This is a genomic window from Nostoc foliaceum FACHB-393 (assembly GCF_014698505.1).
GTDB classification, from domain to species: Bacteria; Cyanobacteriota; Cyanobacteriia; order Cyanobacteriales; family Nostocaceae; genus Nostoc; species Nostoc foliaceum_A.
The window spans coordinates 60,693-83,426 of the sequence record NZ_JACJTD010000035.1 but is presented as its reverse complement, the minus strand read 5'-3'; the positions used below and the strand labels follow the sequence as shown (position 1 = coordinate 83,426).

19 protein-coding genes and 2 pseudogenes are annotated in these 22,734 nt (G+C 42.4%); 5 read left to right on the top strand and 16 right to left on the bottom strand.

The genetic code is table 11. The features are described from left to right. Window positions 1-202 precede the first annotated feature (202 nt). Window positions 203-1,138: pseudogene (locus H6G92_RS24735) on the top strand (DUF3084 domain-containing protein); the annotation flags it as partial. A 349-nt stretch (window positions 1,139-1,487) separates the two neighbouring features. Here the strand turns inward: H6G92_RS24735 and H6G92_RS24730 are convergent. Next, window positions 1,488-2,237, bottom strand: coding sequence for a Uma2 family endonuclease (locus H6G92_RS24730; protein WP_190896742.1), 750 nt, complete (start codon window positions 2,235-2,237; stop codon window positions 1,488-1,490). Window positions 2,238-2,357: 120 nt separating this feature from the next. Here H6G92_RS24730 and uvrA point away from each other — a divergent pair, with 120 nt between their 5' ends. After that, complete coding sequence (uvrA, locus tag H6G92_RS24725; protein ID WP_190896740.1) at window positions 2,358-5,249, top strand: excinuclease ABC subunit UvrA; 2,892 nt, start codon at window positions 2,358-2,360, stop codon at window positions 5,247-5,249. A gap of 462 nt (window positions 5,250-5,711) precedes the next feature. On the opposite strand, the gene H6G92_RS40465 is transcribed toward uvrA, so the two are convergent. Next, window positions 5,712-5,834: a hypothetical protein gene (locus tag H6G92_RS40465; RefSeq protein ID WP_277926781.1), complete on the bottom strand. Its 123-nt coding sequence runs from the start codon at window positions 5,832-5,834 to the stop codon at window positions 5,712-5,714. Between the two features lie 437 nt (window positions 5,835-6,271). Here H6G92_RS40465 and aspS point away from each other — a divergent pair, with 437 nt between their 5' ends. Both aspS and H6G92_RS24715 read left to right on the top strand, forming a co-directional pair. Next, on the top strand, window positions 6,272-8,059 hold the full coding sequence (gene aspS, locus H6G92_RS24720; protein WP_190896737.1) for an aspartate--tRNA ligase: 1,788 nt from the start codon (window positions 6,272-6,274) through the stop codon (window positions 8,057-8,059). 242 nt (window positions 8,060-8,301) lie between these two features. Beyond that, window positions 8,302-8,745, top strand: coding sequence for a GNAT family N-acetyltransferase (locus tag H6G92_RS24715; RefSeq protein ID WP_190896735.1), 444 nt, complete (start codon window positions 8,302-8,304; stop codon window positions 8,743-8,745). Between the two features lie 375 nt (window positions 8,746-9,120). Here the strand turns inward: H6G92_RS24715 and proB are convergent, their stop codons facing one another. From proB to H6G92_RS24665, 10 genes and pseudogenes are all read right to left on the bottom strand, one after another. Beyond that, window positions 9,121-10,230: a glutamate 5-kinase gene (gene proB, locus H6G92_RS24710; protein WP_190896733.1), complete on the bottom strand. Its 1,110-nt coding sequence runs from the start codon at window positions 10,228-10,230 to the stop codon at window positions 9,121-9,123. Between the two features lie 257 nt (window positions 10,231-10,487). Beyond that, entirely contained in the window at window positions 10,488-11,027 is a 540-nt protein-coding gene (locus H6G92_RS24705; protein ID WP_190896731.1) for a YqeG family HAD IIIA-type phosphatase, read from the bottom strand. An 85-nt stretch (window positions 11,028-11,112) separates the two neighbouring features. Then, window positions 11,113-11,650 (bottom strand): annotated as a pseudogene (locus H6G92_RS24700) (hypothetical protein). 230 nt (window positions 11,651-11,880) lie between these two features. Further along, window positions 11,881-12,453: a DUF3727 domain-containing protein gene (locus tag H6G92_RS24695; protein ID WP_190896729.1), complete on the bottom strand. Its 573-nt coding sequence runs from the start codon at window positions 12,451-12,453 to the stop codon at window positions 11,881-11,883. Between the two features lie 141 nt (window positions 12,454-12,594). After that, window positions 12,595-13,071: a Holliday junction resolvase RuvX gene (gene ruvX / locus H6G92_RS24690; RefSeq protein ID WP_190896727.1), complete on the bottom strand. Its 477-nt coding sequence runs from the start codon at window positions 13,069-13,071 to the stop codon at window positions 12,595-12,597. Between the two features lie 2 nt (window positions 13,072-13,073). Then, entirely contained in the window at window positions 13,074-14,312 is a 1,239-nt protein-coding gene (locus H6G92_RS24685; protein WP_190896724.1) for a GNAT family N-acetyltransferase, read from the bottom strand. Window positions 14,313-14,534: 222 nt separating this feature from the next. Next, the gene (locus H6G92_RS24680; RefSeq protein WP_190896752.1) at window positions 14,535-14,741 is read right to left on the bottom strand and encodes a hypothetical protein; all 207 of its coding nucleotides are present in this window, start codon (window positions 14,739-14,741) and stop codon (window positions 14,535-14,537) included. A 149-nt stretch (window positions 14,742-14,890) separates the two neighbouring features. Beyond that, the gene (locus tag H6G92_RS24675) at window positions 14,891-15,382 is read right to left on the bottom strand and encodes a hypothetical protein (protein ID WP_190896722.1); all 492 of its coding nucleotides are present in this window, start codon (window positions 15,380-15,382) and stop codon (window positions 14,891-14,893) included. A gap of 85 nt (window positions 15,383-15,467) precedes the next feature. Further along, window positions 15,468-17,603 (bottom strand): pentapeptide repeat-containing protein, encoded by a 2,136-nt coding sequence (locus H6G92_RS24670; RefSeq protein WP_190896720.1) that lies wholly within the window; start codon window positions 17,601-17,603, stop codon window positions 15,468-15,470. A gap of 176 nt (window positions 17,604-17,779) precedes the next feature. Continuing rightward, entirely contained in the window at window positions 17,780-18,121 is a 342-nt protein-coding gene (locus tag H6G92_RS24665; RefSeq protein ID WP_190896718.1) for a hypothetical protein, read from the bottom strand. A 469-nt stretch (window positions 18,122-18,590) separates the two neighbouring features. Between H6G92_RS24665 and H6G92_RS24660 the strand changes: the two genes are divergently transcribed. Beyond that, window positions 18,591-19,022 carry a hypothetical protein gene (locus H6G92_RS24660; RefSeq protein WP_190896716.1) on the top strand — a complete coding sequence of 144 codons (432 nt, stop codon included), beginning with the start codon at window positions 18,591-18,593 and terminating at the stop codon, window positions 19,020-19,022. Between the two features lie 56 nt (window positions 19,023-19,078). On the opposite strand, the gene H6G92_RS24655 is transcribed toward H6G92_RS24660, so the two are convergent. The 4 genes from H6G92_RS24655 to H6G92_RS24640 form a co-directional block, all read right to left on the bottom strand. Next, window positions 19,079-19,450, bottom strand: a complete 372-nt coding sequence (locus H6G92_RS24655) for a hypothetical protein (RefSeq protein ID WP_190896714.1) — start codon at window positions 19,448-19,450, stop codon at window positions 19,079-19,081. Between the two features lie 65 nt (window positions 19,451-19,515). Continuing rightward, window positions 19,516-20,697 carry a glycosyltransferase family 4 protein gene (locus tag H6G92_RS24650; protein ID WP_190896712.1) on the bottom strand — a complete coding sequence of 394 codons (1,182 nt, stop codon included), beginning with the start codon at window positions 20,695-20,697 and terminating at the stop codon, window positions 19,516-19,518. Window positions 20,698-20,707: 10 nt separating this feature from the next. Then, a complete protein-coding gene (locus tag H6G92_RS24645; RefSeq protein ID WP_190896710.1) occupies window positions 20,708-21,697 on the bottom strand; it encodes a GDP-mannose 4,6-dehydratase in 990 nt (329 codons plus the stop codon). Between the two features lie 551 nt (window positions 21,698-22,248). After that, complete coding sequence (locus tag H6G92_RS24640; RefSeq protein ID WP_190896708.1) at window positions 22,249-22,692, bottom strand: ATP-binding protein; 444 nt, start codon at window positions 22,690-22,692, stop codon at window positions 22,249-22,251. Between the last annotated feature and the right edge of the window lie 42 nt (window positions 22,693-22,734).

The following is a 22,734-nucleotide window of genomic DNA, read 5'->3' as shown; positions in this document are numbered from 1 at the left end:
TGGCTGGTCTGGTTATAGGTCTCAAAAACCTGCGGGAATTATTACTTTAGTTCGTGGACTTTATCAGTTTGAATCCACCTTTCTTGGCTGGAAACTCGCTCTAGGTCTACTTGTGTGTACACCGTAGCCGTTTCGGGGAGAGGTTTGGAGAGGGGTTTTAAGAATAAGTTCCACATCGCGTTATTTCATAATTTTTAATGAACTACAGGTAGCAGTTGAACTACTGAAGACAGAACGTCAACGACTATACGCTGAAGCGAAAAAAGCCGTTAACGAACACAAAACAGCGCTTGAAAAACGCGAGCGCGAACTTGCTAATCGTCAAGAAGCCATAGAAGTGCGCGATCAAAAAATTGCCCAACTGGATCAACTAATTCAAAAACGTAATGTAGAAGTTGCAGCACGAGAGCAAGTGATTGCCAAACGGGAATCGCGCCTCAAAGAATTGGAAGCACAACAGGAGCAACTAGAAATGGAAGTTGCAAGGCTGGAAAAATATTATCAGTCCTACCGCGACCTGCGTCTAGGTAAGCTGGCCTTAGTTCGCGGTCAGGTTCTGTCTGCTGGTGTAGTTCGTGTTACCCAACCTGCTGCTGCTCGTCAGGCAGTGATACAACTTTTACAAGAAGCCAATCGCAACGCCAACTTACAATTAAGCGACCCTGGTGCAATTCCGGCAAATGTAGAGCTACTGCGCGTGACCCAGGATAGGATTGACCAGTTGAACAAGCAGATTAGCGATGGTCAAGAATACGTCGTGCGAATTTTCTCTGCTGGTAATTACGTCAGGGGAGAAAAGCAGATAGAATTTTTCGCGGATACAGCCCAGAATCAACTGGTTTTTTCGAGAGGGGTAGTGCTAGCCACAACTACTGCCGATTCCAAAAACATGACATCTTATCAGTTACGGCAACGCCTGGACATACTAATTTCTGCTTCCCAATTTCGTGCCCGTAATGCCGGAATTGTCGAAAATGTGCAAGTAGAGGAGACTTTTCTCAGCTTTGTCGACCAACTAAGACAGTATAATCAACCCTTAGAGATCAAAGCGATCGCAGCAGAGGATACTTATACAGCCGGGCCATTGAAAGTAAAATTAGTGGCAATAGTCAACGGAAAAATTATATTTAGTACTTAAAAACTCGCTCAGTAAAAAAGAAATGCGATCGCAGTTGAGAACCTAATTTTTGCAGTGATTTTAATCTTAAATGTAGAGCCAAAGGCGATCGCTCGGTAAATTAAAAATGCGATCGCAGTTCTGAACTCGGTGTTTCAAGTTCTGAACACCAATAACCGAGCAAAAAGATCGAACTTCCGAGTTCCGAACACCAATGACCGAGCAAAAAGGTCGAACTTCTGAGTTCCGAACACCAATGACCGAGTAAAAAGGTCGAACTTCCGAGTTCCGAACACCAATGACCGAGCAAAAAGGCTGAAGTTCCGAGTTCTGAACACGAATGGCCGAGTCAAAAGGTCGAAGTTCCGAGTTAAACCTCCGGTTCTACTCCCAGCGCTTTTAACTGGGCTGCTAATCTTTCTGCACGCTGACTTTCTTGTTCTGCAAGCTGTTGAGCGACATTTTTCTCTTGCCGTTCTTTTGCTGCTAACTCCAAACCCCACAGTAATAGTTCGCCGTTGTCATCCCACCAACGTAACCAATAACCTGTGCGGTTCTCTCGGCTTCCTTGCCATACGCCTAAAAACAAATTCATTTCGGCAATCCAGTGACGATTATTTGCATCCGGTGTTTGCAGTTCATAATTTCCTAAATCATCTCGCCGATAAACTTCTAACACTCCTTGCTCTGGTTCAAAAATGGCATAGTTTGGCACTTGTAAAATCTGCTCATAATAAAACCATTTACCTGGGGGATAGGTCGGTTTACTCGAATACTCTCCACCTTCGGTATCTGAGAGAAATTCCATCACAATTACCGGAATATCACCTTGGAGTCGTGGCGTATAACTGCGCTTCACTTCTTCTCGTGAGACTCGAATAGATGATACATATCCCCAATCTGGCGCTTTTACCACAAATCGATTATTCAAGGTGGCGCAGATACCGTAGTTAGTGATGGTTAAAGCATCGGTGGGTAATCTGCCAGCAAGTTCCAAGCTTTCTGTTAAAGCAGCAGCCAAGAGTGGCTGATTAATGTTATCCACTGGTTCGTTGTCTAAAACAAAATCATCAGGTAACTTTTCCCAGGTGACATTATGAGTGGCTGCATTGGCTAGCATGATTCAGAATATCTCAAGTACAACTTCAATTTAAAACAGTACGATTGTTCTACTATAAACTGATTAAAGATAGTATTATTAAGGACTGTTTCATAAGAAACTCCTTCTTTGCCGCCCAATATGTCAGACAAACAGCTAGCAGCATCCTTGAATGGACATCTTCCGTACCCCAGCCACAACAGCCAGAATACCATTCGGATTCGGGGTGCTAGGCAGCATAATCTGAAAAATATTGACTTGGAATTGCCACGCGATCGCCTAATCGTATTCACTGGCGTTTCTGGTTCTGGTAAGTCTTCTTTAGCCTTTGATACCATTTTCGCTGAAGGGCAACGTCGCTATGTAGAATCCCTCAGCGCCTACGCACGGCAATTTTTAGGACAACTGGATAAGCCGGATGTTGAAGCGATTGAAGGCTTAAGTCCAGCCATTTCTATTGACCAAAAGTCAACGTCTCATAACCCCCGTTCGACTGTGGGTACAGTGACAGAAATTTACGACTATTTGCGGCTGTTGTTTGGTCGGGCTGGCGAACCTCATTGTCCGATATGCGATCGCTGTATTGCCCCCCAGACAATTGATGAGATGTGCGATCGCATCATGGAATTACCAGATCGCACCCGCTTCCAAATTCTTGCACCCGTTGTCCGGGGTAAGAAGGGCACACACCGTAAGCTTTTGTCAAGTCTTGCTTCTCAAGGTTTTGTCCGCGTGCGGATCAATGGCGAGATCCGCGAACTGTCAGATTCCATTGAATTGGATAAAAATTTTACCCACACCATCGAAGTGGTAATTGACCGCTTGGTGAAAAAAGCTGATATTCAAGAGCGTTTGGTTGATTCTTTGTCTACGTGTCTCAAGCAATCGGGTGGGATTGCAGCCATTCTGGTGAGTCTACTTGGTGACGACGGACAAGAAAAAGAAGAAGAATTAGTATTTTCGGAAAATTTTGCTTGTCCAGAACATGGCGCGGTAATGGAGGAACTATCGCCGCGATTGTTCTCCTTTAACTCGCCTTATGGTGCTTGTCCGCACTGTCATGGCATCGGAACTTTAAGGAGATTTGCGCCAGACTTGATCGTACCTGACTGGGAAGCGCCAGTTTATGCTGCGATCGCGCCTTGGTCAGAAAAAGATAATTCTTATTACTTGGAATTACTCTATAGTGTGGGGCAGATTTATGGATTTGAATTACAAACAAATTGGGGCAAGCTGACAGAAGAACAGCAGCAAATTCTTCTGTATGGCGAGAAAGATGAACGAGCCGCAGAAGCACAAAGAAAGCAGAGTTTTAAAGGTGCTATTCCAATTTTGCAACGGCAATATGAAGGTGGTTCTGAATTAATTAAGCAAAAATTAGAGCAGTATTTAATTGATCAACCGTGCGAGGTTTGTAAGGGAAAACGGTTAAAACCGGAAGCCTTGGCGGTGAAGTTGGGACAATATGGAATTTTAGAATTGACTACCGTATCAATTCGAGATTGTCGGGAGAGAATTGAGCAATTTAAGTTGAGCGATCGCCAGTTACAAATTGCTGATTTAGTCCTGCGAGAAATCAAAGCCAGATTGCAATTTTTGTTGGATGTAGGTTTAGATTATCTCACCCTCGATCGTCCCGCCATGACGCTTTCTGGTGGCGAAGCCCAACGGATTCGTCTAGCAACGCAAATTGGTTCTGGTTTAACAGGAGTTCTCTACGTTTTAGATGAACCGAGTATTGGTTTGCATCAACGAGATAATGGCAGGTTACTAAAAACTTTAACTAAGTTGCGCGATTTGGGTAATACATTAATTGTCGTTGAACACGATGAAGAAACAATTCGTGCAGCTAACCACATTGTTGATATTGGCCCTGGTGCAGGAATTCACGGTGGAAATATTATCGCCCAAGGTGATTTTCAGGCATTATTAGCAGCAGAAGATTCTTTGACGGGTGCATATTTATCAGGAAGGCGAGTAATTACCACACCAGCAGAACGCCGAGAAGGAAATGGGCGTAGTTTGGGAATTAAAAATGCCCATCGCAACAATCTACAAAATATAGATGTAGACATTCCATTAGGTAAACTCGTCTCGATCACTGGTGTGTCTGGTTCTGGCAAATCTACGCTGATTAACGAATTACTGTACCCATCTCTGCAACACCATTTAACAAAGAAAGTTCCCTTACCCAGACATTTGGATAAAATTCAGGGATTGAATGCGATTGATAAAGCGATCGTTATCGATCAATCCCCAATTGGACGCACACCACGTTCTAACCCTGCAACTTACACAGGAATTTTCGATGCGATTCGGGATGTATTTTCCCAAACAGTAGAAGCCAAAGCCAGGGGTTATAAACCCGGACAATTTTCTTTCAACGTTAAAGGTGGACGTTGCGAAGCTTGTAGCGGACAGGGTGTGAATGTTATTGAAATGAACTTTCTCCCTGATGTTTACGTGCAATGCGAAATTTGTAAAGGTGCAAGATACAACCGCGAAACTTTGCAAGTGAAGTACAAAGATAAGTCGATTTCTGATGTACTGAGAATGACAGTTGAGGAAAGTTTAGACTTTTTCCAGAATATACCCAAAGCGATCGCGCGTTTGCAAACTTTATTTGATGTCGGCTTGGGTTACGTCCAACTAGGACAACCTGCAACTACCTTATCTGGTGGGGAAGCGCAACGGGTGAAATTGGCAACAGAATTATCTCGACGCGCCACAGGAAAGACACTTTATTTAATAGATGAACCGACAACAGGGTTATCTTTTTACGATGTCCACAAATTATTAGATGTGTTGCAACGATTGGTAGATAAAGGGAATTCAATATTAGTCATTGAACACAACTTAGATGTAATTCGTTGTTCTGATTGGGTGATAGATTTGGGACCAGAAGGTGGCGACAAAGGCGGAGAATTGATTGCTGTAGGGACACCAGAGGAAGTTGCAAAAAATTCCAGGTCTTATACTGGACAATATTTGCAGCAAGTTTTGAAACAGTATCCAGCGATGAAGAAGTCGTAAGTAAGAATGCGTTAATTGAATCTAATAATTTTTGCATATATTACAGCATAATTCAGAATTCAAAAGTCAGAAGTAAAACAGGCTTTATACTTACCTTTGAGACTTATACCAATTTAATATGGAGCTGCATAGAAAAGGGCTTCTAAAATCAAGTTATTTGTATTGTTAATTACATTTTTAATTAACTTACTTCGTCTTTAATTACAATTAAAATTAACTATTTTGATTGATGTTTTCATATTAGATATATTCTTAACTAAAAATATGTAGGCTTTAGCGATCGCTAATGTAGCTTGTAGATAAGCAATGCACAGATACATCTATTAATCTGACTCATTAACACATAGCGTCTCTGACAGGAGAAGACATCGCTAACTCAAACGACAGAAACCGTCAGGACTTCGACTCACTCTATTCAAGTGTAACTCAACATTTAGAGGACATTTAAACATAGCTATTACTTCAGTTGAGCAGATCAACCCGCTCCACTGGTATTGATATTGCATGGAGCAGGAGGTGATGTGGAGGGTGCGCTAAAAATCCTCCATCATCTGGCAATTCGCTTTGGGACAATTCTGTTGGCATTACTGATGCTCAAAACTGGCAATAAAAGAAAGCAAAAAAGCTACATTAGGAGTTAGAAAACCAACGAACGCATAATACCCTTTGGATTGTTCTTTTCTGATAGAACAGTTATTAAATAAAAATTTTTATTGAGACAGTGATTAACAGTTATCAGTTGTGCTCCAGAATTCAGTTACACAAAATAAGTAGTGTAAAAACGGAAACATTATATTACGTAAAAGATGGTGGTGCTGGGACATGGTGAGAGTATCTGATAATTTCTTTGCTTCATCGTGTCTTCTTTCAGGTTTTGTGCCTCACCCACTCCCCCAATCGACCTTTGCCAAATTGGTGTGAGATTATTGTATGTTTATTACTACAATTACTATTGATGCTAGATAATGGGAAAGCTTTGACATTTGCTTGCCAATCTAGCCCGGAAACACTAACTAAGACTTATGCGAACTCACTATTGCGGCGAACTCCGAAAAGAACATATTGGAGAAACTGTTACCTTTTACGGATGGATAGACCGTCGCCGCGATCATGGTGGTGTGATATTTTTAGATTTACGCGATCGCTCTGGAATTGTCCAAATCGTCAGCGATCCGCAACGCACCCCAGATTCTTACGAACATGCAAACGCCCTGCGAAATGAATATGTTGTCGAAATCACTGGTAGGGTAACACAACGTCCCGAAGAATCGTTGAATACCCGCATCCCAACAGGCGAGGTAGAAATCTACGCCGACAAAATTAAACTCCTCAATGCTGTCCGTAAACAGTTACCTTTCCAAGTTTCCATAGCTGACACTGAGACAGTGCGGGAAGACTTGCGGCTGAAATATCGTTATTTGGATTTGCGACGCGAACGCATGGCGCAAAATTTGCAACTGCGTCATCAAATTGTCAAAGCTATGCGTCGTTATCTGGAAGATTTGGAAGGTTTTATCGAAGTCGAAACCCCAATACTTACCCGTTCTACCCCAGAAGGGGCGCGGGATTATGTTCTACCCAGTCGCGTCAATCCTGGTGAGTGGTATGCTTTGCCGCAATCGCCCCAGCTATTTAAACAATTGCTGATGGTATCTGGTTTGGACAGATATTATCAGATTGCCCGTTGTTTTCGTGACGAAGACTTACGCGCCGACAGACAACCGGAATTTACTCAATTGGACATGGAAATGAGCTTCATGTCCCAAGAAGAAATTATCGAACTGAATGAAAATTTAGTTTGCCATATCTTTAAAACCGTTAAAGGCATTGAGTTACAGCGTCCTTTCCCCCGTCTTACTTACGCTGAGGGGATGGAACGCTACGGTAGTGATAAACCAGATACACGCTATGGTTTGGAATTAGTTGATGTCTCAGATATTGTCAAAGACTCTGGTTTCAAAGTCTTTCGGGACACTGTTACCAATGGTGGTATCGTCAAAATCTTACCCATTCCCAACGGTAACGATGTAATTTCTAATGTCCGCATTAAACCAGGCGGTGACTTATTTAAAGAAGCTAGCGAAGCCGGTGCTAAAGGTTTAGCTTATATCCGTGTTAGGGATGATGGCGAAATTGACACTATTGGCGCGATTAAAGACAACCTCAGCGAAGAACAAAAACAAGAAATTTTACGCCGTACAGGTGCTAAAGCTGGACATCTGCTGTTGTTTGGGGCTAGTGATGCTGCTACAGTTAATAAAACTTTAGATAGATTACGGCAAGCGATCGCTAAAGAGTTTGGTTTAATTGATCCAGAAAAAACCAACTTGCTGTGGATTACAGATTTCCCAATGTTCGAGTGGAATGCTGACGAAAAACGTCTAGAAGCACTACACCACCCATTTACAGCACCGCATCCTGATGATTTGAGCGACTTAAAAACTGCACGCGCCCAAGCTTACGACTTGGTACTTAACGGCGTGGAAGTTGGCGGCGGAAGTCTGCGGATTTATCAGCGAGAAATTCAACAGCAAGTGTTTGAAGCGATTGGTTTATCTCCAGAAGAAGCACAAAATAAATTTGGCTTTCTGTTAGAAGCATTTGAATATGGTACACCACCGCATGGTGGCATCGCCTACGGTTTAGATCGTTTGGTAATGTTGCTAGCTGGAGAAGAATCTATTCGAGATGTCATTGCTTTTCCGAAAACACAACAAGCGCGTTGTTTGTTAACAGATGCACCTTCGAGTGTAGATGCTAAACAGTTGAAAGAATTGCACGTTGCTTCAACTTATAAACCAAAGTCTTAATGAACTAGTAAATTGTCTAGGTAGGGTGGGCAATGCCCACCAATTACTTGTAATCATGCATTGATTCTCTTCAACAAAACTAGGTTTACTTGTACGACAGTCTCAAAAAAAATAAGTTCAATTATCAACGTTTACTTCTCTCATTAAAAAAAACGCAAACATATTTGTATTAATTTCACTTCCTATTTCACTTAACCAACTAGTATTGCGTGTAAACAGCATTGAAGTTATGAGGACACTCAATGGAAGTTTTCTTGGCTAGTATTAATCATCTTGAAAGTCTTGCAGTACTATTTGATCGGTATCGTGTTTTTTATAATCAGGCATCAAACCTTGAAGCTGCCAAGGAGTTTCTCAAAGAACGTTTCAAGAATAATGACTCGGTGGTGTTTGCAGCCAGTGACAATGGAGAATTAGTTGGATTTACTCAGCTTTATCCCAGCTTTTCTTCAGTGTCGATGAAACGAGTCTGGATATTGAACGATTTGTATGTGGAAGAGTCGTATCGGCGGAAGGGAATTGCAAAGTTATTGATGAGTGTTGCAGAAGAATACGCAAAACAAAGTGGAGCAATTCGAGTAATTTTATCTACTCAAATTTCTAACATAACCGCGCAACAACTCTATGAAGCACGAGATTACATTAAGAATGAAGAGTTTTACCATTACGCTTTGCACTTCCAGTAGTGGCATGACATTAAATTGGGCGTGAGTAGAAAGAGCTAAATAAGAGCGAGAAATTAAATAAGCTGCTCTGAAAGGGCTGAAACTTGGCGGCACAGTTAGGAATAAGAATTAAATAACATACAATTTATGCCTCTCACCTACCTCACCCTCAATCCCTCTCCTTATAAAGGCTACGGTGTACACACATCTTTCTAGAAAACCAAAATCGTCCTATATCCCCCTAAATCCCCCTTAAAAAGTTTTGCATTTTATTTAATCCACATTCCTTACGAGCCTTGGGTGTTGAACCGGAAGTGTGAGGGTGTGGGATGGGGAGTAGGGAGTAGATTTCTTGATCTCCCGATTAGTAGCCACGGAAGTTATCTCATTTCCCTCTTAAATCAAAACCAAATTATCCCGATGAATAACTGTTTCCGCACCGACATAGCCTAAAATCGTAGGAATTTCCCGTGAATGGCACCCACAAATTTTTTGCAGATGATCGCTGTTGTAATTAACAAGTCCTCTGGCAATTTCGTTACCGTTGGTGTCACACAATTGCACAGCGTCCTGTGTGTCAAACTCTCCTTCTACTGCCTTAACTCCAGCAGCTAATAACGATTTTCCCGCTAGAGAAATTGCTGCGATCGCACCTTCATCTAGATACAGTTTACCCACAGGTACAAGTCCGTAAGCTATCCAACGTTTACGCGCTGAAGTTGGTTCAGGTTGCGGTTCAAAATGCGTCCCAATAAGTTCACCTTGAATAATTTTTTCTATATTTCTGGGAAATCGCCCTTGGGTAATTACGGTACGCACTCCAGCCGCAATGGCAATTCTCGCAGCCGAAATTTTTGTCACCATACCGCCAGTTCCCCACCGAGAACCTTGGGAACCTGTTTGTATTTGTAATCGAGCTAATTCCTTAATGCTACTCACTAAAGCGATCGGCCGAGCATCTGGCACGGAACGCGGATCGGCTGAGTACAGCCTATCGACATCGGTGAGCAAAAATAGCCAATCTGCTTCTACGAGACTGGCAACCAATGCCGAAAGGGTATCATTATCACCAAATTTTAGTTCGTCTATTGCTACGGTATCATTTTCATTGACTATGGGGATCACTCCCAGTCCCAACAGTTCCTGAAAAGTGTTGTAGGCGTTGAGATAGCGGCTGCGCTGTACCAAGTCACTGCGAGTCAGTAATACTTGAGCAATCGGCTGTTGTAACGTAGTAAATAAATCATCATACACACGTATTAGCCTGCCTTGTCCAACTGCTGCTACAGCCTGTTTTAGTGCGATCGCCTTGGGCCGTTCAGTTAAGCCCAACCGTGCACAGCCCACCCCCACAGCACCAGAAGAAACCAAAATTACCCGATGTCCCTGGTGTCTTAAATGGCAGAGTGTTTCCGCCAAGGTAGCGATTGTAGAAAGTGCTAATTGTCCCGTTTCTGGTTGAGTTAGGCTAGAAGTGCCGATTTTGACAACAATTGTTAATGACATCTAAAAAGTGAGGAGTTAAGAGTGAGGAGTTAGGAGGTGAATTTAATTCATAACTCATAACTTCTAACTCCTAACTAAATTTGTAAAGCGCCAATCCCTCTATAGTGAAGGCTGACGCTTTACGGGTTTATATTTATTTTGTATGCTGTAGGGTCTTTTTTGGCTGACCCCATGTTATTAATACTTATGATCCCCGATTTTTGGATTCCAGTAAGATTTCTTAACCATTTCTTTAGATTTACTTTCCTGACGGTTTCTCAACTTTTGTGAATCTTAGTTTTCTTAGGGGTAATAGAGGCTCCCAGAATTTCAGATATCCAAACTTCAAAGTTGCGGATGGGATGAGAGCGGAGGGCCGCGTCGGCATGAACAATCGGTTCGACTAAAATGGTAAACATTCCCAGGCGATTACCTGCTAAAACATCGGTAAACAAGCGATCGCCTACCATCCCTACTTGATGCACTGGTAGATCCATTCCCCTAAGTGCTGCCCTAATTTTGCGTCGGGAAGGCTTGGCTGCACCCAAATAGTAAGGTAGATTAAGCGATCGCGCAATTCCACCAATTCGCGCTTCACTCAAGTTATTACTAACCAAGCACAATGCAGTACAGGCGCGAATTTGCTCTACCCATTCTTGTAGTTCTAGGGAAGCCAACCCTACTCTAAAAGGTACTAAGGTTTCATCTACATCCAATACAAGCCCCTTGAGCTTGTATTTTTGGATAATATCTGGTGTTAGGTTCAACACTGAACCTTCTAAAATCAAGTCAGGCTGTAAAAGATTGTTCCAGGTCATAGTCAACCGTCAAATTATAAGTAGCTCTAGACAAATGAGCATAACCCAATATAGTTTAGTTAGTCGAACACCACCCTGGGATATCTCACTGAACATTTTGAGATAAAATTCCTAAAATCTTATCTATCTCTTTGATGTAATAATTACTCAAATCAATAAATCTATCGTTTTATTCTAACTTCAAAAATTTCCAAATATCCCCCGTTGTTACTGCGCCTTAAACTTTTCTAATTTCATTTTCTTATGATTGATTAAAAAATTGCGCGGCTAAAATTGTGGCCGCACATTGACCTAATTCAGCTTTAATATTTTCATTTTTGGCTTCAATAATAATCAACACAGGCAGATTAATTGTTAGTTGCTCTTTAAAACTACTGATGATAAAGTCCCAATACCCATTCAGACGTTTTTCTACATCTACATTAAAATCTGTTCCTGAAAACTTCGGAACGAGCTTTTTCAGTATTAATTGCTAAAGCCAGTTTTGTCATTTCTTCTAAGGAATTTGTGAGTTGAGCGCTTGGCTGTAAAGGTTTTATGTTGGCACATAAATCAATTTCTTCATCAATGTGGATGCTGAATGACTTTTTAAATTTACTTAATGTAAAGTCGCTATAAGCCATTTTCAGCATCTCATACCAATTTTTTATTTTAGATAATGGAACTAAAAATCTCTACCAAAATGCTTTTTCCAGGATCTTAAACAATATTAATTGTCCCAATTTAGTGTTAATGTTTCATTGATTCCACATTTAATGGGACATGGTAAAAGGTTTAAGTAGATTGTGATTACAATGAAAATTTCTCAATTAAAAAATTCAAAATGAAAATGTTACATTTTGAATTTTTAATCTTATTCCACTTCATTAAAAAGATGTTCCTCTAACAGAGGTTGCACTTTGCGAAACTCCTCTGGAGAGAGTAATTCCGGCTCACCTGTTTTAGCTATCCGTGCAAAAAACAACAGGGGATCGAGGGGTGTATAAATTGCATACTCCTGATCTTCATCATAAAAGCTAGCAAGTAGCTGTAATTGCTCTGGCTCTAAATCTGCCTCTTCGTCTTCGATTTCTAAGGTGAAGAGTTCTGATTCTTCAACTGGCGGTAAATCACCTGCAACAGTCAGAGCATAGGCTGTATTCTTCAAGATCAGATTCTGCTCAGATAGGACAGCTTGGGCAGTAGCAAAAATTTGCTCAATAATGGTGTCATCTTCTACCAGAACTGCTTCTTCCTCTTCACCGTCACCTTCCCAAGAAAAAATTTCTACAGGTGAGTCTACAGGAAGAAGTAAAACGTATTCTTGTCCATCTACTTCGAGGGAATGCTCTATGTAACATTCGAGCGATCGCCCTTTGTCATCGGTTAAAGTGATGGAACCCGCATGAGCGTTATCATTTTCTTCAGGAAATGGAGAGGAAAACATAGCCGAAATTTAGAAATTTAATAAATACCAGCAACTTTGAAAATCGCTTAACTATTTAATGACATATAATGTCAACTAAATAGCTTTACACGTAGATACAACTGCTGGCTAATCGTTTTCAGAATATCATGTTAAAAGGTATCAATACTCAATAGCCGCCACTGAACTGCGAGAACTAGCACGCTTAACATCCAACCATTGTTGCAAAATCAAAGCGGCTGCCTTCCGGTCTATCAAACCTTTATGGCGTGACGGGGAGCGGTTCTCAGCTATCAGCAGTTGCTCTGCTTGAAATGAAGTTAATCGCTCATCCATATATTCCACGGGCAGTTTCAGTGCTTTAGCAAGTCTTGTAGTAAATTTCTGAACTTGACGCGCCTGAAATCCCAGTGAGCCATCCATTGAATAAGGTAAGCCCATAACTAGGATTTGCACCTCGCGTTCATTAACTATTTGCCGGATTTGCTCGACATCCTGCTCAAAAGATGTGCGCTCAATTGTGGTGATCCCCGTGGCTATTAAACCAGTGCGATCGCACCCAGCCACACCAATCCGCTTGCGACCAAAATCTAGTCCCAACGCTGAAATAAACGGTTTTGGTTGCTCTTGGGATATCACAATTAATTCTCCTGCTGTGCATCTGCTGATTCAGAAATCGATGATGCTTCCATGCTAGGGTTTTTTCCCGAAAAGTTAATCGGTTCTGACTTGCTTGGCAGTGGTTTATCTGACGATGGCAACTTTCCTGGTTGTATCCATGACATCCCACCTGGTATCGGTTTACGTGCCGGTTGTAAACCTTGCAGCATATCAGTCCACTGAATTCCTTCTAAAGAGACGAATTTAGACTCCCGTAGCTTGTGCCACACAGAGCGAGACATAACTAATGTATGTTCTATGCGTTTTGCCCCGATTCGTTCCAAATACTCTTCTCGCTCTGCCTGATAGTCAGAGGAAGCTAATTGCAACCCTTGCTGGGGAAAATCTTGGGCAATACGAGCCAGTTGAGATAGTAATTCTGGATACAGCCAGGTGTAAGCAGGATGAACCGTCAGCGTTGCAACGTGGGGAACTTCACCCTTACGGTCAAGTTGCACTTGAAAATAACCGATCGCAGCTTTGCGTTGGGGTTCAAATACGTAACCGCTGACTACTTCTGTTTTGGTCAGCCATTGCTTCACTGCATCAGTTAAAGCACCGAACAAGCTGGTTTTAAAGTCACGGGTATTACGGTCAAAAACCTGACGCACTAAAGGTGGCATTGATGCTGTATCTAATTGATATAGCAACTGGGCATCAGCATTACTCACTGGCAATAGATTGGGCAAGTCTGGCTCTGCTTGTGCTAATTCAGCCAGTAATTCTGGTTCAATTTCCCAGTATGTCATTTCTGCCAGACGCTGGAATCCATTTTGTCGATATAGTGCCAGCGCCTCAATGTCATTGATGTTAACTTCCAGTAGCCAAGTGCGAGCTTCCAAAATCGATTCAAAGCAATGACGCAAAAGTTGCGAACCAACTCCTTGTTTATCGACACCACGCTCTAACAACACTTGATCAATTCGCCAAGTGCTGCGTGTCCGGTTAAAGGGTGACACTTGAATCATCCCTAACAGCATCCGCCCTTGCTCTGCTACATAGGCACAAAGGCGATACTGAAGCGGGTTAGGAAACCAACTCAAAAATTTGAGTAATCCATACCAGCGACGCAGCCTTTGCATCTGGCTGATGGTAAAACCTGCTCGCTTGGGAGTGAGGGCTGCGAATGACTCTTGAGTTATGCGCTCAATGCCGTCCAAATCCCGGTATTGGACTGGTCGGATAACAACGCTGAGGTTTCTGGGAAGTAATGAAGTCATTTTTATTCGAGCCGCTATTTAGCCTTAACTAACTGCTCTTCAAAGGAACTGCTGCAATAATATTAACTACTTTCTGCCCCTTACTATTGCGCCAAAAGGGTGATTTTAGTAACTTAATACTTAAAAAAGCAGAAAAAGCAGACCTTGTGAGAACACCATTGGCATTAACCCAACAACATCTGCCTTTATTTTATTTGAATTTTGATTAAAATTTGTATATATTTATAGCCCTTGTCGAGAAACTAGCTTTTCAAAGTGGGCTTGGGTTTGATGGAGTAATTGCTGGCGACTATCTACCAGCGTTTGTTTCAGGGTTGGAACAAGATTGCGAGCTTGCAGAGTCATGTGAAGTTGCAGATTGGCGACATATTCACTGAAATCTTGATTCATTTCATCTGCGCCCGCATCCGTTAATAAATTTGATTCCATTGCCACTGTGTTCTCCTGTGTTAATCCTGTGCTGTCTCTCTTCATGACCAAAAATTATCATGTTGTTTGGACTAACTTCTTGATTTGCAATGAAGTTTAACGCTTCTTAGGAATAGGATAGCGATCGCAGTAGTGTTTTCATCTGCCCATTAAAATCTCAAACCAACACCACCCTGCACAGAGATAGCTGTACCACTGCTATCACGGTAGGCATCAAAAGCAATGATGGCGTTGCCAAAAAGGACAGTATTGCTATTTGGGATCATATAATCAATCCCCGGTTGTAACGCAAAACTGATTTTGTCGCCTACAGGAGAAGATCCACCACCACCAGCCAATACTAACCCAGCACCCAGGTAGGCATCAGCTTGCCAGTTAAGGGGAAAATCGTAGGAAACTGTTGGCACAACTGCCGTATTATTACCAATTAACACTTGGGCACGCAGTGAAATTGGTGCTTCTAGAAGCTTGTAGCGACCCGCTATAACCCCCCCCAATTGGATACCATCAGTAAAGCCAATAGTGGGGCCTATACCGATATAACTACCATAGGCTACTTGAGCTTGTGCTGGTTTCGTACTCGCCAGACTCAAGACCAAGCCAGCCGCCAAAACTGAAACCAAATATGGAATATGCTTCATAACCCAACTCCTCATACCAATTAGTCATTAGTCATGGGGTTATGGGGCATTGGTTATTTCTTGCCCCCCTGCTCCCCATCCCATTCTACGGGCAACGGGGATGAATGCCTCCTTGAGTACAAATGTAAGCTAATTGCTTGGCATCTAAATTTTTGGCTTGGGAAAAATCAACGCCTTGGACTACAGCAGATACTGAGCCTAAATCTGGAGTCTGGACAAATTGATCTGCTGGGTCTTGTTTGCTAGGAGCGAGAATTGCCCCTTTAAAATCTGCTCCGGCGACATTTGCCCCCCGTAAATCTGCAAGGCTCAGGTCGGCATTTTGCAAGTTAACGTTTTCCATCTGGGCAGAACGCAAAACAGCGCCAGCTAGACGAGTGGCACTGAGGTTAGCATTGCTGAGATTAGCACGATCCAAATAGGCTCCTGATAAATCTGCCCCTTGCCAATCAGTGTTAGTTAAGTTGGCAAAGGATAATTGTGTTCCTATAGCAGTAACGCGACCTAAACGGGCAGCGTATAGATTGGCTTCGTTCAATTTGGCGTCACCTAAATCAGCCCCAGTTAAGCTCGCTTTTTCCAAAACTGCGTTTCGCAGATCGGCTCCTACTAGTTGAGTGCTGTTGAGTTTAGCGTCAAATAGACGCGCATTGGATAAATTAGCTCTGTTGAGAGTGGCGCGGCTCAAATCGATCCGGTTCATCAAGACACGACTGAGGTTAGCATCAGTAAGATTGGCTTGCTGCAACTGAGCTTGACTTAAATCAGCCATCACATCGTCGTAGGTATCCCAGCGTCCATCTTCACCCGCACCCCGAAAGCGGCTACCCTTAAAGCTGGCTTGGTTAAGATTTGCAGATTTGAACTTAAGCCCTGATAAATCAAGGTTGTCTAGTACCAAGTTGAAGAAGGAACTTCCTGGAGTACCGCTTTGACCTAATTGGGTGCTGCTAAGGTCAACGCCCTGGATTTTACCGCTGTAAACAGAGAGAATCTTGTTGATCGTCCGCTGGTTTCTTTGTAGCCGCCCTTGCCGCAATTCTCGTTCTTGAGTTGCAGTGCTGCCTACAGACTCCAGTTCGCTAACCAGAAACTGATTCTTATTTTTTAATTCCGGGATGGCTTGGGGCCCGACAGTTGTCAAAGCTTGTTGAATCGTATCCAGGAGGCTGGGGTTTGTTTCAGTAACCAAGAGACCCGCCAGAAATTTAATGGACTGTGGGTCATTAAGACCACCCATAGCCAGAATTGCACTTTGGCGTTGCTCATTAGTCGCCCCAGAGTTGGGAGTTAATTGTTTAACAAGTTCGAGGAACTGTTGGCTGTTGATTTGCTTGGTTGCTCGCTGGGATTGTTGAATTTGGATATAAACTTGAGTTCCTATTAAAGTTGCCAACACAGCAGTCATACTCGTCAGCCCTACCCCAAACAAAGTCAGATTAGGGTTTTGCTGTATCCGCCGCCACAGATTAGGCGACTGGTTGGTTTGGGCTGCCGCTAATTCTTCTCCTTCTTGCCATTCTTCTGCTTGATCATTACCGTCAGCAGACTGAGCTTGTCTATTGCTAGGTAAGAGCGCATCTATTGTATAAGTACCTGCAAGTTGATCGTGCAGTGCGCGACGGCCCCGGCGCGACGGTAAGCCTATCCCTTCACCCACAATCATTAACAAAGACAAAAATGTGAATAATCCTAAATTAGGAAAAGCAAAGCTGTAACGCCACAGCAGATAGGCAATGGAAATGGGTACAGTCCAACGCCCAACTCCTTCTCTAATCACAACTGCTCCCAAACCAGGAGGTCTCCCGTGCTCGTTGACAACACGCACTTTTAACCAACGTTTAGGAATTGTGCTACCAGTCTTAGCTAGTAAATATAATTGCCACCACGAGAGAGTTACAGGCGCTAATAGGGCGATTGTCCACAAAATATTAGTCGGCCATGCTACGTTACGGATGCCATAACTCACAGGTAAAGCTAAGGGTCGAGCGATCGCTCTTTCTGTGACTACCAGCACGGGATTAAGCGGTACTCGATTAAGATCGCTTCTAGAATTGGCATAGACACCAATGCCGAAGGGAATCAAACCACTGGTAACCACTAGTGTGATTTCAGCCGCCCAAGCAGCAAAACGCCTGCTTGCTAGCAGCAGCGAACTGGCTCTTTCTGGTCGTTTTGACTGACCAGATTGATTACTTCTTCTGACAATTGGTGTCGTCATCGTCTAATTCCCTTTGACATTATTTCTACGCCGCGATCGGCACAATTAAAATAGACTAAGCTAATCGGTAAAAAGAAAAGCATGTTGAAATAGAATTTAGAATTCATAAGTCAGGAGCCTTTTGCATTCTGGCTCCTGACTCTAGGCAGAGTGCAAAGTAAATGCATATCAGCTTATTACTTACGTTGAAAGCTACTAGACACAAAAAATTTGTATCCAACATACACTAACACTGCCAAAAGTGCCAGACTGATTACAGATGCAACCAGTTTAAACACTGCTTGCAGCAATGCCAAGCCTACTAGCACCGTCACACCCGAAACTACTAGTTTTTTCACCCCAGATAAACTGTTAAACCAAATCTGAAATCGCTCCAGTTGCAAGTTAAACTTGGCAAAAACAGACTGAGGCATCTGTTTTTGCTCTTGTGGTTGGGGAACCACTTTAGGCGAAGAATTAATCTCTGCCTCTAGGTTATTGAGGCGACGCTGCAAGTCTTCTTCTCTTTGAGGATTCATCAATCTTTTCTACCTCAGCTATGTCACTTATTCCACAACAGACCAACCAAATTCTATTTTTGGTGGTTGTCTTAGTGATTTTAGCTAATGTCTGTGTGTGCAATACCTTTCTGGCAGGTAAAAATTATGTTTTTTTCTTGTTATCTGCTAACACATATTTTTTATTCAATATTATTACCTATTTAATATGTAAAAAATAAAACTTTATTAATGGAAGCTAATTATACTGGTGACATATTTTTCTAGAAAAGCGATCGCCACCAAACATCATAGATGAGGTAATTTGCATGACCGAGCTAAAAACATTACTTTGCAACGTCTCTACACACATCAAAATATTTACAAAAAATCCTTAACTCAATGGTATTAGGTTATACGCTAGCTTTTGGAACCAAGATAGATTGATGTCGTCAATTAAATCAGACTGTATAACAATATTGCTCTAAAAAAATCTGGAGCACTAATTAAAATGAAAACGCTTAGGCTACTTGCAATTGTTCCCACAGCTTTGGCGATGAGTTTGGTTTTCACCCAGGCCAATTGGGCACAGAGACCAACAATCCAAATTAATCGGAATTTCCAACCAGATCCACTGATTTTAAACGGAAATTCTGGCGGAACTGTCAAAAGTAACTGTGGCAATATTACTACGGAACCCAATCAAGTTATCCAGGTTACAGAGTCACTACCTTATTTGCGATTAACAGTAGAGAGTCAAGGGAAGCCAACGCTGTTGATCGACGGGCCTGGAGGGCGCTTTTGTGTAATGGCAGATAGCTACTCTGGAGGCAAACCAGAACTTTCTGGTTATTGGCAAGAAGGAAAATACTCGCTGTATGTGGGCGAACTATCCAAACAAGAGTATCGCTACATCCTCTCGATCTCGCAAAAAAATAAATAGTCATTAATCATTTATCCTTTGCTAATGACTAATGACTAATGACCAATGACCAATAACTAATCTTCCAGTGATTGGGCTGTAACTTCGACAGCAGTGACATCAATTGTGCCTTCTGGTGTGAAGCGCTGAAAATGACTATTTTGTACTAACAGTGACTCGCCACAGTTAGGACACTGCAACTGACTGTTGTTTAAACCTGTAAATTCATGTTCACAGACGGGGCACTGGTCAGCAATCAAGTTGCGTTGCAGCCACCAACGAAAGCCAAAAAAAGCCACAATAGGTGCTAACAACAGCAACCCGAAAATAATTAGCAATGAATTAACCAACCAACCCAAGCCCAGTGATGCCAGCAACCAAATAACTGCCAGCAGGGTGAGCCAAGGGCGGAGATTTAAAAGATTCAATTGAAATGACTTAAAGCTCATTTTTTAAATGTCGTCCTGCTCTCCTTCTAGGATAGCTATTTTAGTCATTGGTCATTTGTCATTTGTCATTTGGACTTCATCACTGAGGATACAAGCATTTTTTGCAAGTGCTGTTGGAAGGCATCTATGCCAAACAGAGCGATCGCTTGTTCTCGTAGCCACTCTCCATCACAGCGCTGGTCATCTCCTTGAAGCATTTCTATACAAGCAGCTGCTACAGCATCAGGACTGCGGTGCGGTACTCGCCATCCCAGTTTACCATCTTGCAAGGGGTCAGCGGAGCCATCGTCGTCACCGGATAATACAGGTACTCCACAAGCCATTGCCTCTAGATAAACAATGCCAAAGCCTTCTTGCGAAGGCATAATATAGGCATCAGCAAGGCGGTAATGTTCCATTAATTCTTCTGTAGCAACGAAACCAGCAAACACAACACGATCGCTTACACCTAAATCTTTTGTTAGCTGCACCAATCGCGGTTGGTCATCACCACGACCAATTACCAAATATTTCACTTCTGGGAAAACCTGAGCTATTTGTGGTAATGCCCGAATCGTTACATCTACACCTTTGTAAATATCTCCTGACCATAACCGCGCTACTGTCATTAACACCTTAGCGCTAGTTAAGCCATACTTCTGAACTAATTCTGGCTGCTTGGAACCAGGAGTAAATTTATCCCCATCAATTGCACAAGGCATCATCTGTACCATTTTCGAGTTTAGACCATTAGCAGCACAAGCGCGATCGCGGCTGTAGCGACTAATTGTCCAAATTCCAGCTGCTGATGTCAGGGCGCGGCGTTCTTGATTTTTCAGCGGCTCCCAGACTTCTTTACCGTAAGTTAGTACGGTGTAAGGAATCCCCAAGGGCTGGCAAAGAGTTTGTACTAATACTGCTAAGTTAATATGGCCACAGAAAACTTGCTGTGGACGGCTTTGCAACAGACATTTAAGTAAAGCTGCTGCCATTTGCAGTCTCCCTATTTGGGGAGACTGATTTTTAAAGTAATGAAATTTTAAGTTCTCGTCTTCAAACGGATTTAAACTATCAGGACTGTCTCGCAGCAAAAAGACTTCTGCCTTGTAGGTTTGGCTTAATCCCAGATAGGCGCGAAAAATATCTTTTATATATGATTGAATACCACCTTCGTGGGCAAAAATTTCTAAAAACACGAAGACATGGTTAGTTTCTTTGTTAACTTTATCACCTAACTTGAGGTTTTTTGTCACTGTAGTGATGTGCATGTTAGGTTATTTACACTCGCGGTAAGGGCGCGATCGCACCACTTTGTAACCGCTCTAAATCTGTTTTTACCATTTTTTCCAAAAGTTCCTCAAAGCTCACTTGGGGTTCCCAGTCGAGGTTTCTTTTAGCTTTACTGGGGTTAGCTACTAGTTGAAAATGCTCATCTTGTCGCAATAAGCTAGTATCTATAACTACATACTGCGTCCAATTCAAGCCGACAGACTCAAAGGCTGTGGCAACTAAATCTCTTACACTGTGCAGTTTACCTGTGCCAATCACATATTCTTCTGGTTCGTCAACTTGCAACATTAGCCACATTGCTTCTACATAATCACCCGCAAAACCCCAATCGCGTTTTGCATCCAGATTACCCATTTCTAAGGTGTCAGTCAAACCCAATTTAATCGATGCAGCAGCTAAAGAAACTTTGCGTGTAACAAACTGAGGAGCGCGTAGAGGAGACTCGTGATTATATAAAATTCCACTACAGGCAAATAGTCCATAGCGCTGTCTGTGATGCACCATAGTCCAGTGGGCGTGCATCTTGGCCGCAGCATAGGGATTTTTAGGACGAAAAGGGGTTTCTTCATCTTGAGGCGAAATAAATACATCGCCAAACATTTCTGAACTACTGGCTTGATAGAATCTGGTAGACAAACCAACTTTTCGTACTGCTTCCAAAAGCCTGGTAGCCGTACCAGTTATTAGATCCAGGGTTCCCAATGGGTCGTTCCAAGAGTCGGGTACAAAACTAGGAGCCGCCAAATTGTAAATCTCTTGGGGACGCAGCTGTTCAACTGCGGTAAACAGTGCTGCATTATCCCTCAAGTCAACCGTAAAAATTTCTACTTGATTTGCCAGTGTTCCCAGTTTTGTCAAATTAGGTTGTCGATGCGGGGGTACTAATCCTACAACTCGGTAACCCCGGTTGAGCAGCAGATGGCTGAGATAGTAGCCATCTTGACCAGTTATTCCTGTAATTAGGGCTGTCTTAGTCATATTTTTTCCCCCTATTCCCTCTATCTCTTTAAGCACAAAATTGCACTTGTTGGAGAACAAAAAATAAGGCTCTCAACACTGCTGACAAATCTTAACAAGGGAGTTAGTGTAACTCGAATGCTATCTTTACTGGATTCACTAACTCTTTTTATACAACAATATTCTTTGGTGTTTTACAAAAAACTCATAAAAACTAAGCAATTTCACTTAAAAAACATATTACCTCAATCCATATTTTATTGAAAAACGAGTATACTTTTATCAATCAAATAACTATATATCTAACTAGAGACTTCTTGTGCTCATGCTTCTGTTTTAAGATGAGTGGCTAAAAACTAGGGTGGAAGAAGCTATGCATTGGCGGAGTCTCTCGTAGAGAAGCATCTTTGATAGGAGAAGTTCTGTTTGTCTTACTCCTCAATGTTGCATTTACTAGAGAAGAAAAGCCTCGCACACTGCTGGTACTGTTTCCATAGGTTCTGCTTTTGCTTAAAACCCAAAATTGGCATCGGAAGTATTCTCAACTTTCTTCACCCTTGACTGCTTCACTTTTACTTTTGTGCTTCTACAGAGTATTTGACAATGAGAAGGCAATTTCTACCATCTGCACCACGTTCGTATACAACCCGATCAGCCAACCGCCGCAGGAGGAACCATCCATACCCGCCTACTTGCAAAGTACCTGGTGCTGGCTCTGCGATCGCATCAGGATTGAAAGGTTTTCCATAATCCCAAATTCTAATCTCTAGTCGGTCAATCCACAGAAAAACGTTAATCTCAATGGTTGTTTCTGGCGGTAAAGCATGATGAGCGTGACGAACAGCGTTGGTAAAACCTTCTGCTAATGCTAAATTCAGGCGATCAAGTTGGGTTTTTGACCAGCCAAGTTGAGACAAATGTTGCAGACAAAATTGCTCGAACCATTCTTGCACCTGGTTTAGGAGACTGAGTTCGCTCTTAACCGTCAGATGGTCTTGCTGCACTATGCTAAGCATTAACTGTGACTTAAATATAAGTAAACCCAAGTTGCTAGTTAT

What these genes read in the sequence shown, in the direction of transcription:
- H6G92_RS24730 (WP_190896742.1), bottom strand. Translation starts at nt 2,237, where the DNA reads ATGCTAGCCAATGCAGCCACTCATAATGTCACCTGGGAAAAGTTACCT.
- uvrA (WP_190896740.1), top strand. Translation starts at nt 2,358, where the DNA reads ATGTCAGACAAACAGCTAGCAGCATCCTTGAATGGACATCTTCCGTAC.
- H6G92_RS40465 (WP_277926781.1), bottom strand. Translation starts at nt 5,834, where the DNA reads ATGCCAACAGAATTGTCCCAAAGCGAATTGCCAGATGATGGAGGATTT.
- aspS (WP_190896737.1), top strand. Translation starts at nt 6,272, where the DNA reads ATGCGAACTCACTATTGCGGCGAACTCCGAAAAGAACATATTGGAGAA.
- H6G92_RS24715 (WP_190896735.1), top strand. Translation starts at nt 8,302, where the DNA reads ATGGAAGTTTTCTTGGCTAGTATTAATCATCTTGAAAGTCTTGCAGTA.
- proB (WP_190896733.1), bottom strand. Translation starts at nt 10,230, where the DNA reads ATGTCATTAACAATTGTTGTCAAAATCGGCACTTCTAGCCTAACTCAA.
- H6G92_RS24705 (WP_190896731.1), bottom strand. Translation starts at nt 11,027, where the DNA reads ATGACCTGGAACAATCTTTTACAGCCTGACTTGATTTTAGAAGGTTCA.
- H6G92_RS24695 (WP_190896729.1), bottom strand. Translation starts at nt 12,453, where the DNA reads ATGTTTTCCTCTCCATTTCCTGAAGAAAATGATAACGCTCATGCGGGT.
- H6G92_RS24685 (WP_190896724.1), bottom strand. Translation starts at nt 14,312, where the DNA reads ATGACTTCATTACTTCCCAGAAACCTCAGCGTTGTTATCCGACCAGTC.
- H6G92_RS24680 (WP_190896752.1), bottom strand. Translation starts at nt 14,741, where the DNA reads ATGGAATCAAATTTATTAACGGATGCGGGCGCAGATGAAATGAATCAA.
- H6G92_RS24675 (WP_190896722.1), bottom strand. Translation starts at nt 15,382, where the DNA reads ATGAAGCATATTCCATATTTGGTTTCAGTTTTGGCGGCTGGCTTGGTC.
- H6G92_RS24670 (WP_190896720.1), bottom strand. Translation starts at nt 17,603, where the DNA reads ATGACGACACCAATTGTCAGAAGAAGTAATCAATCTGGTCAGTCAAAA.
- H6G92_RS24665 (WP_190896718.1), bottom strand. Translation starts at nt 18,121, where the DNA reads ATGAATCCTCAAAGAGAAGAAGACTTGCAGCGTCGCCTCAATAACCTA.
- H6G92_RS24660 (WP_190896716.1), top strand. Translation starts at nt 18,591, where the DNA reads ATGAAAACGCTTAGGCTACTTGCAATTGTTCCCACAGCTTTGGCGATG.
- H6G92_RS24655 (WP_190896714.1), bottom strand. Translation starts at nt 19,450, where the DNA reads ATGAGCTTTAAGTCATTTCAATTGAATCTTTTAAATCTCCGCCCTTGG.
- H6G92_RS24650 (WP_190896712.1), bottom strand. Translation starts at nt 20,697, where the DNA reads ATGCACATCACTACAGTGACAAAAAACCTCAAGTTAGGTGATAAAGTT.
- H6G92_RS24645 (WP_190896710.1), bottom strand. Translation starts at nt 21,697, where the DNA reads ATGACTAAGACAGCCCTAATTACAGGAATAACTGGTCAAGATGGCTAC.
- H6G92_RS24640 (WP_190896708.1), bottom strand. Translation starts at nt 22,692, where the DNA reads ATGCTTAGCATAGTGCAGCAAGACCATCTGACGGTTAAGAGCGAACTC.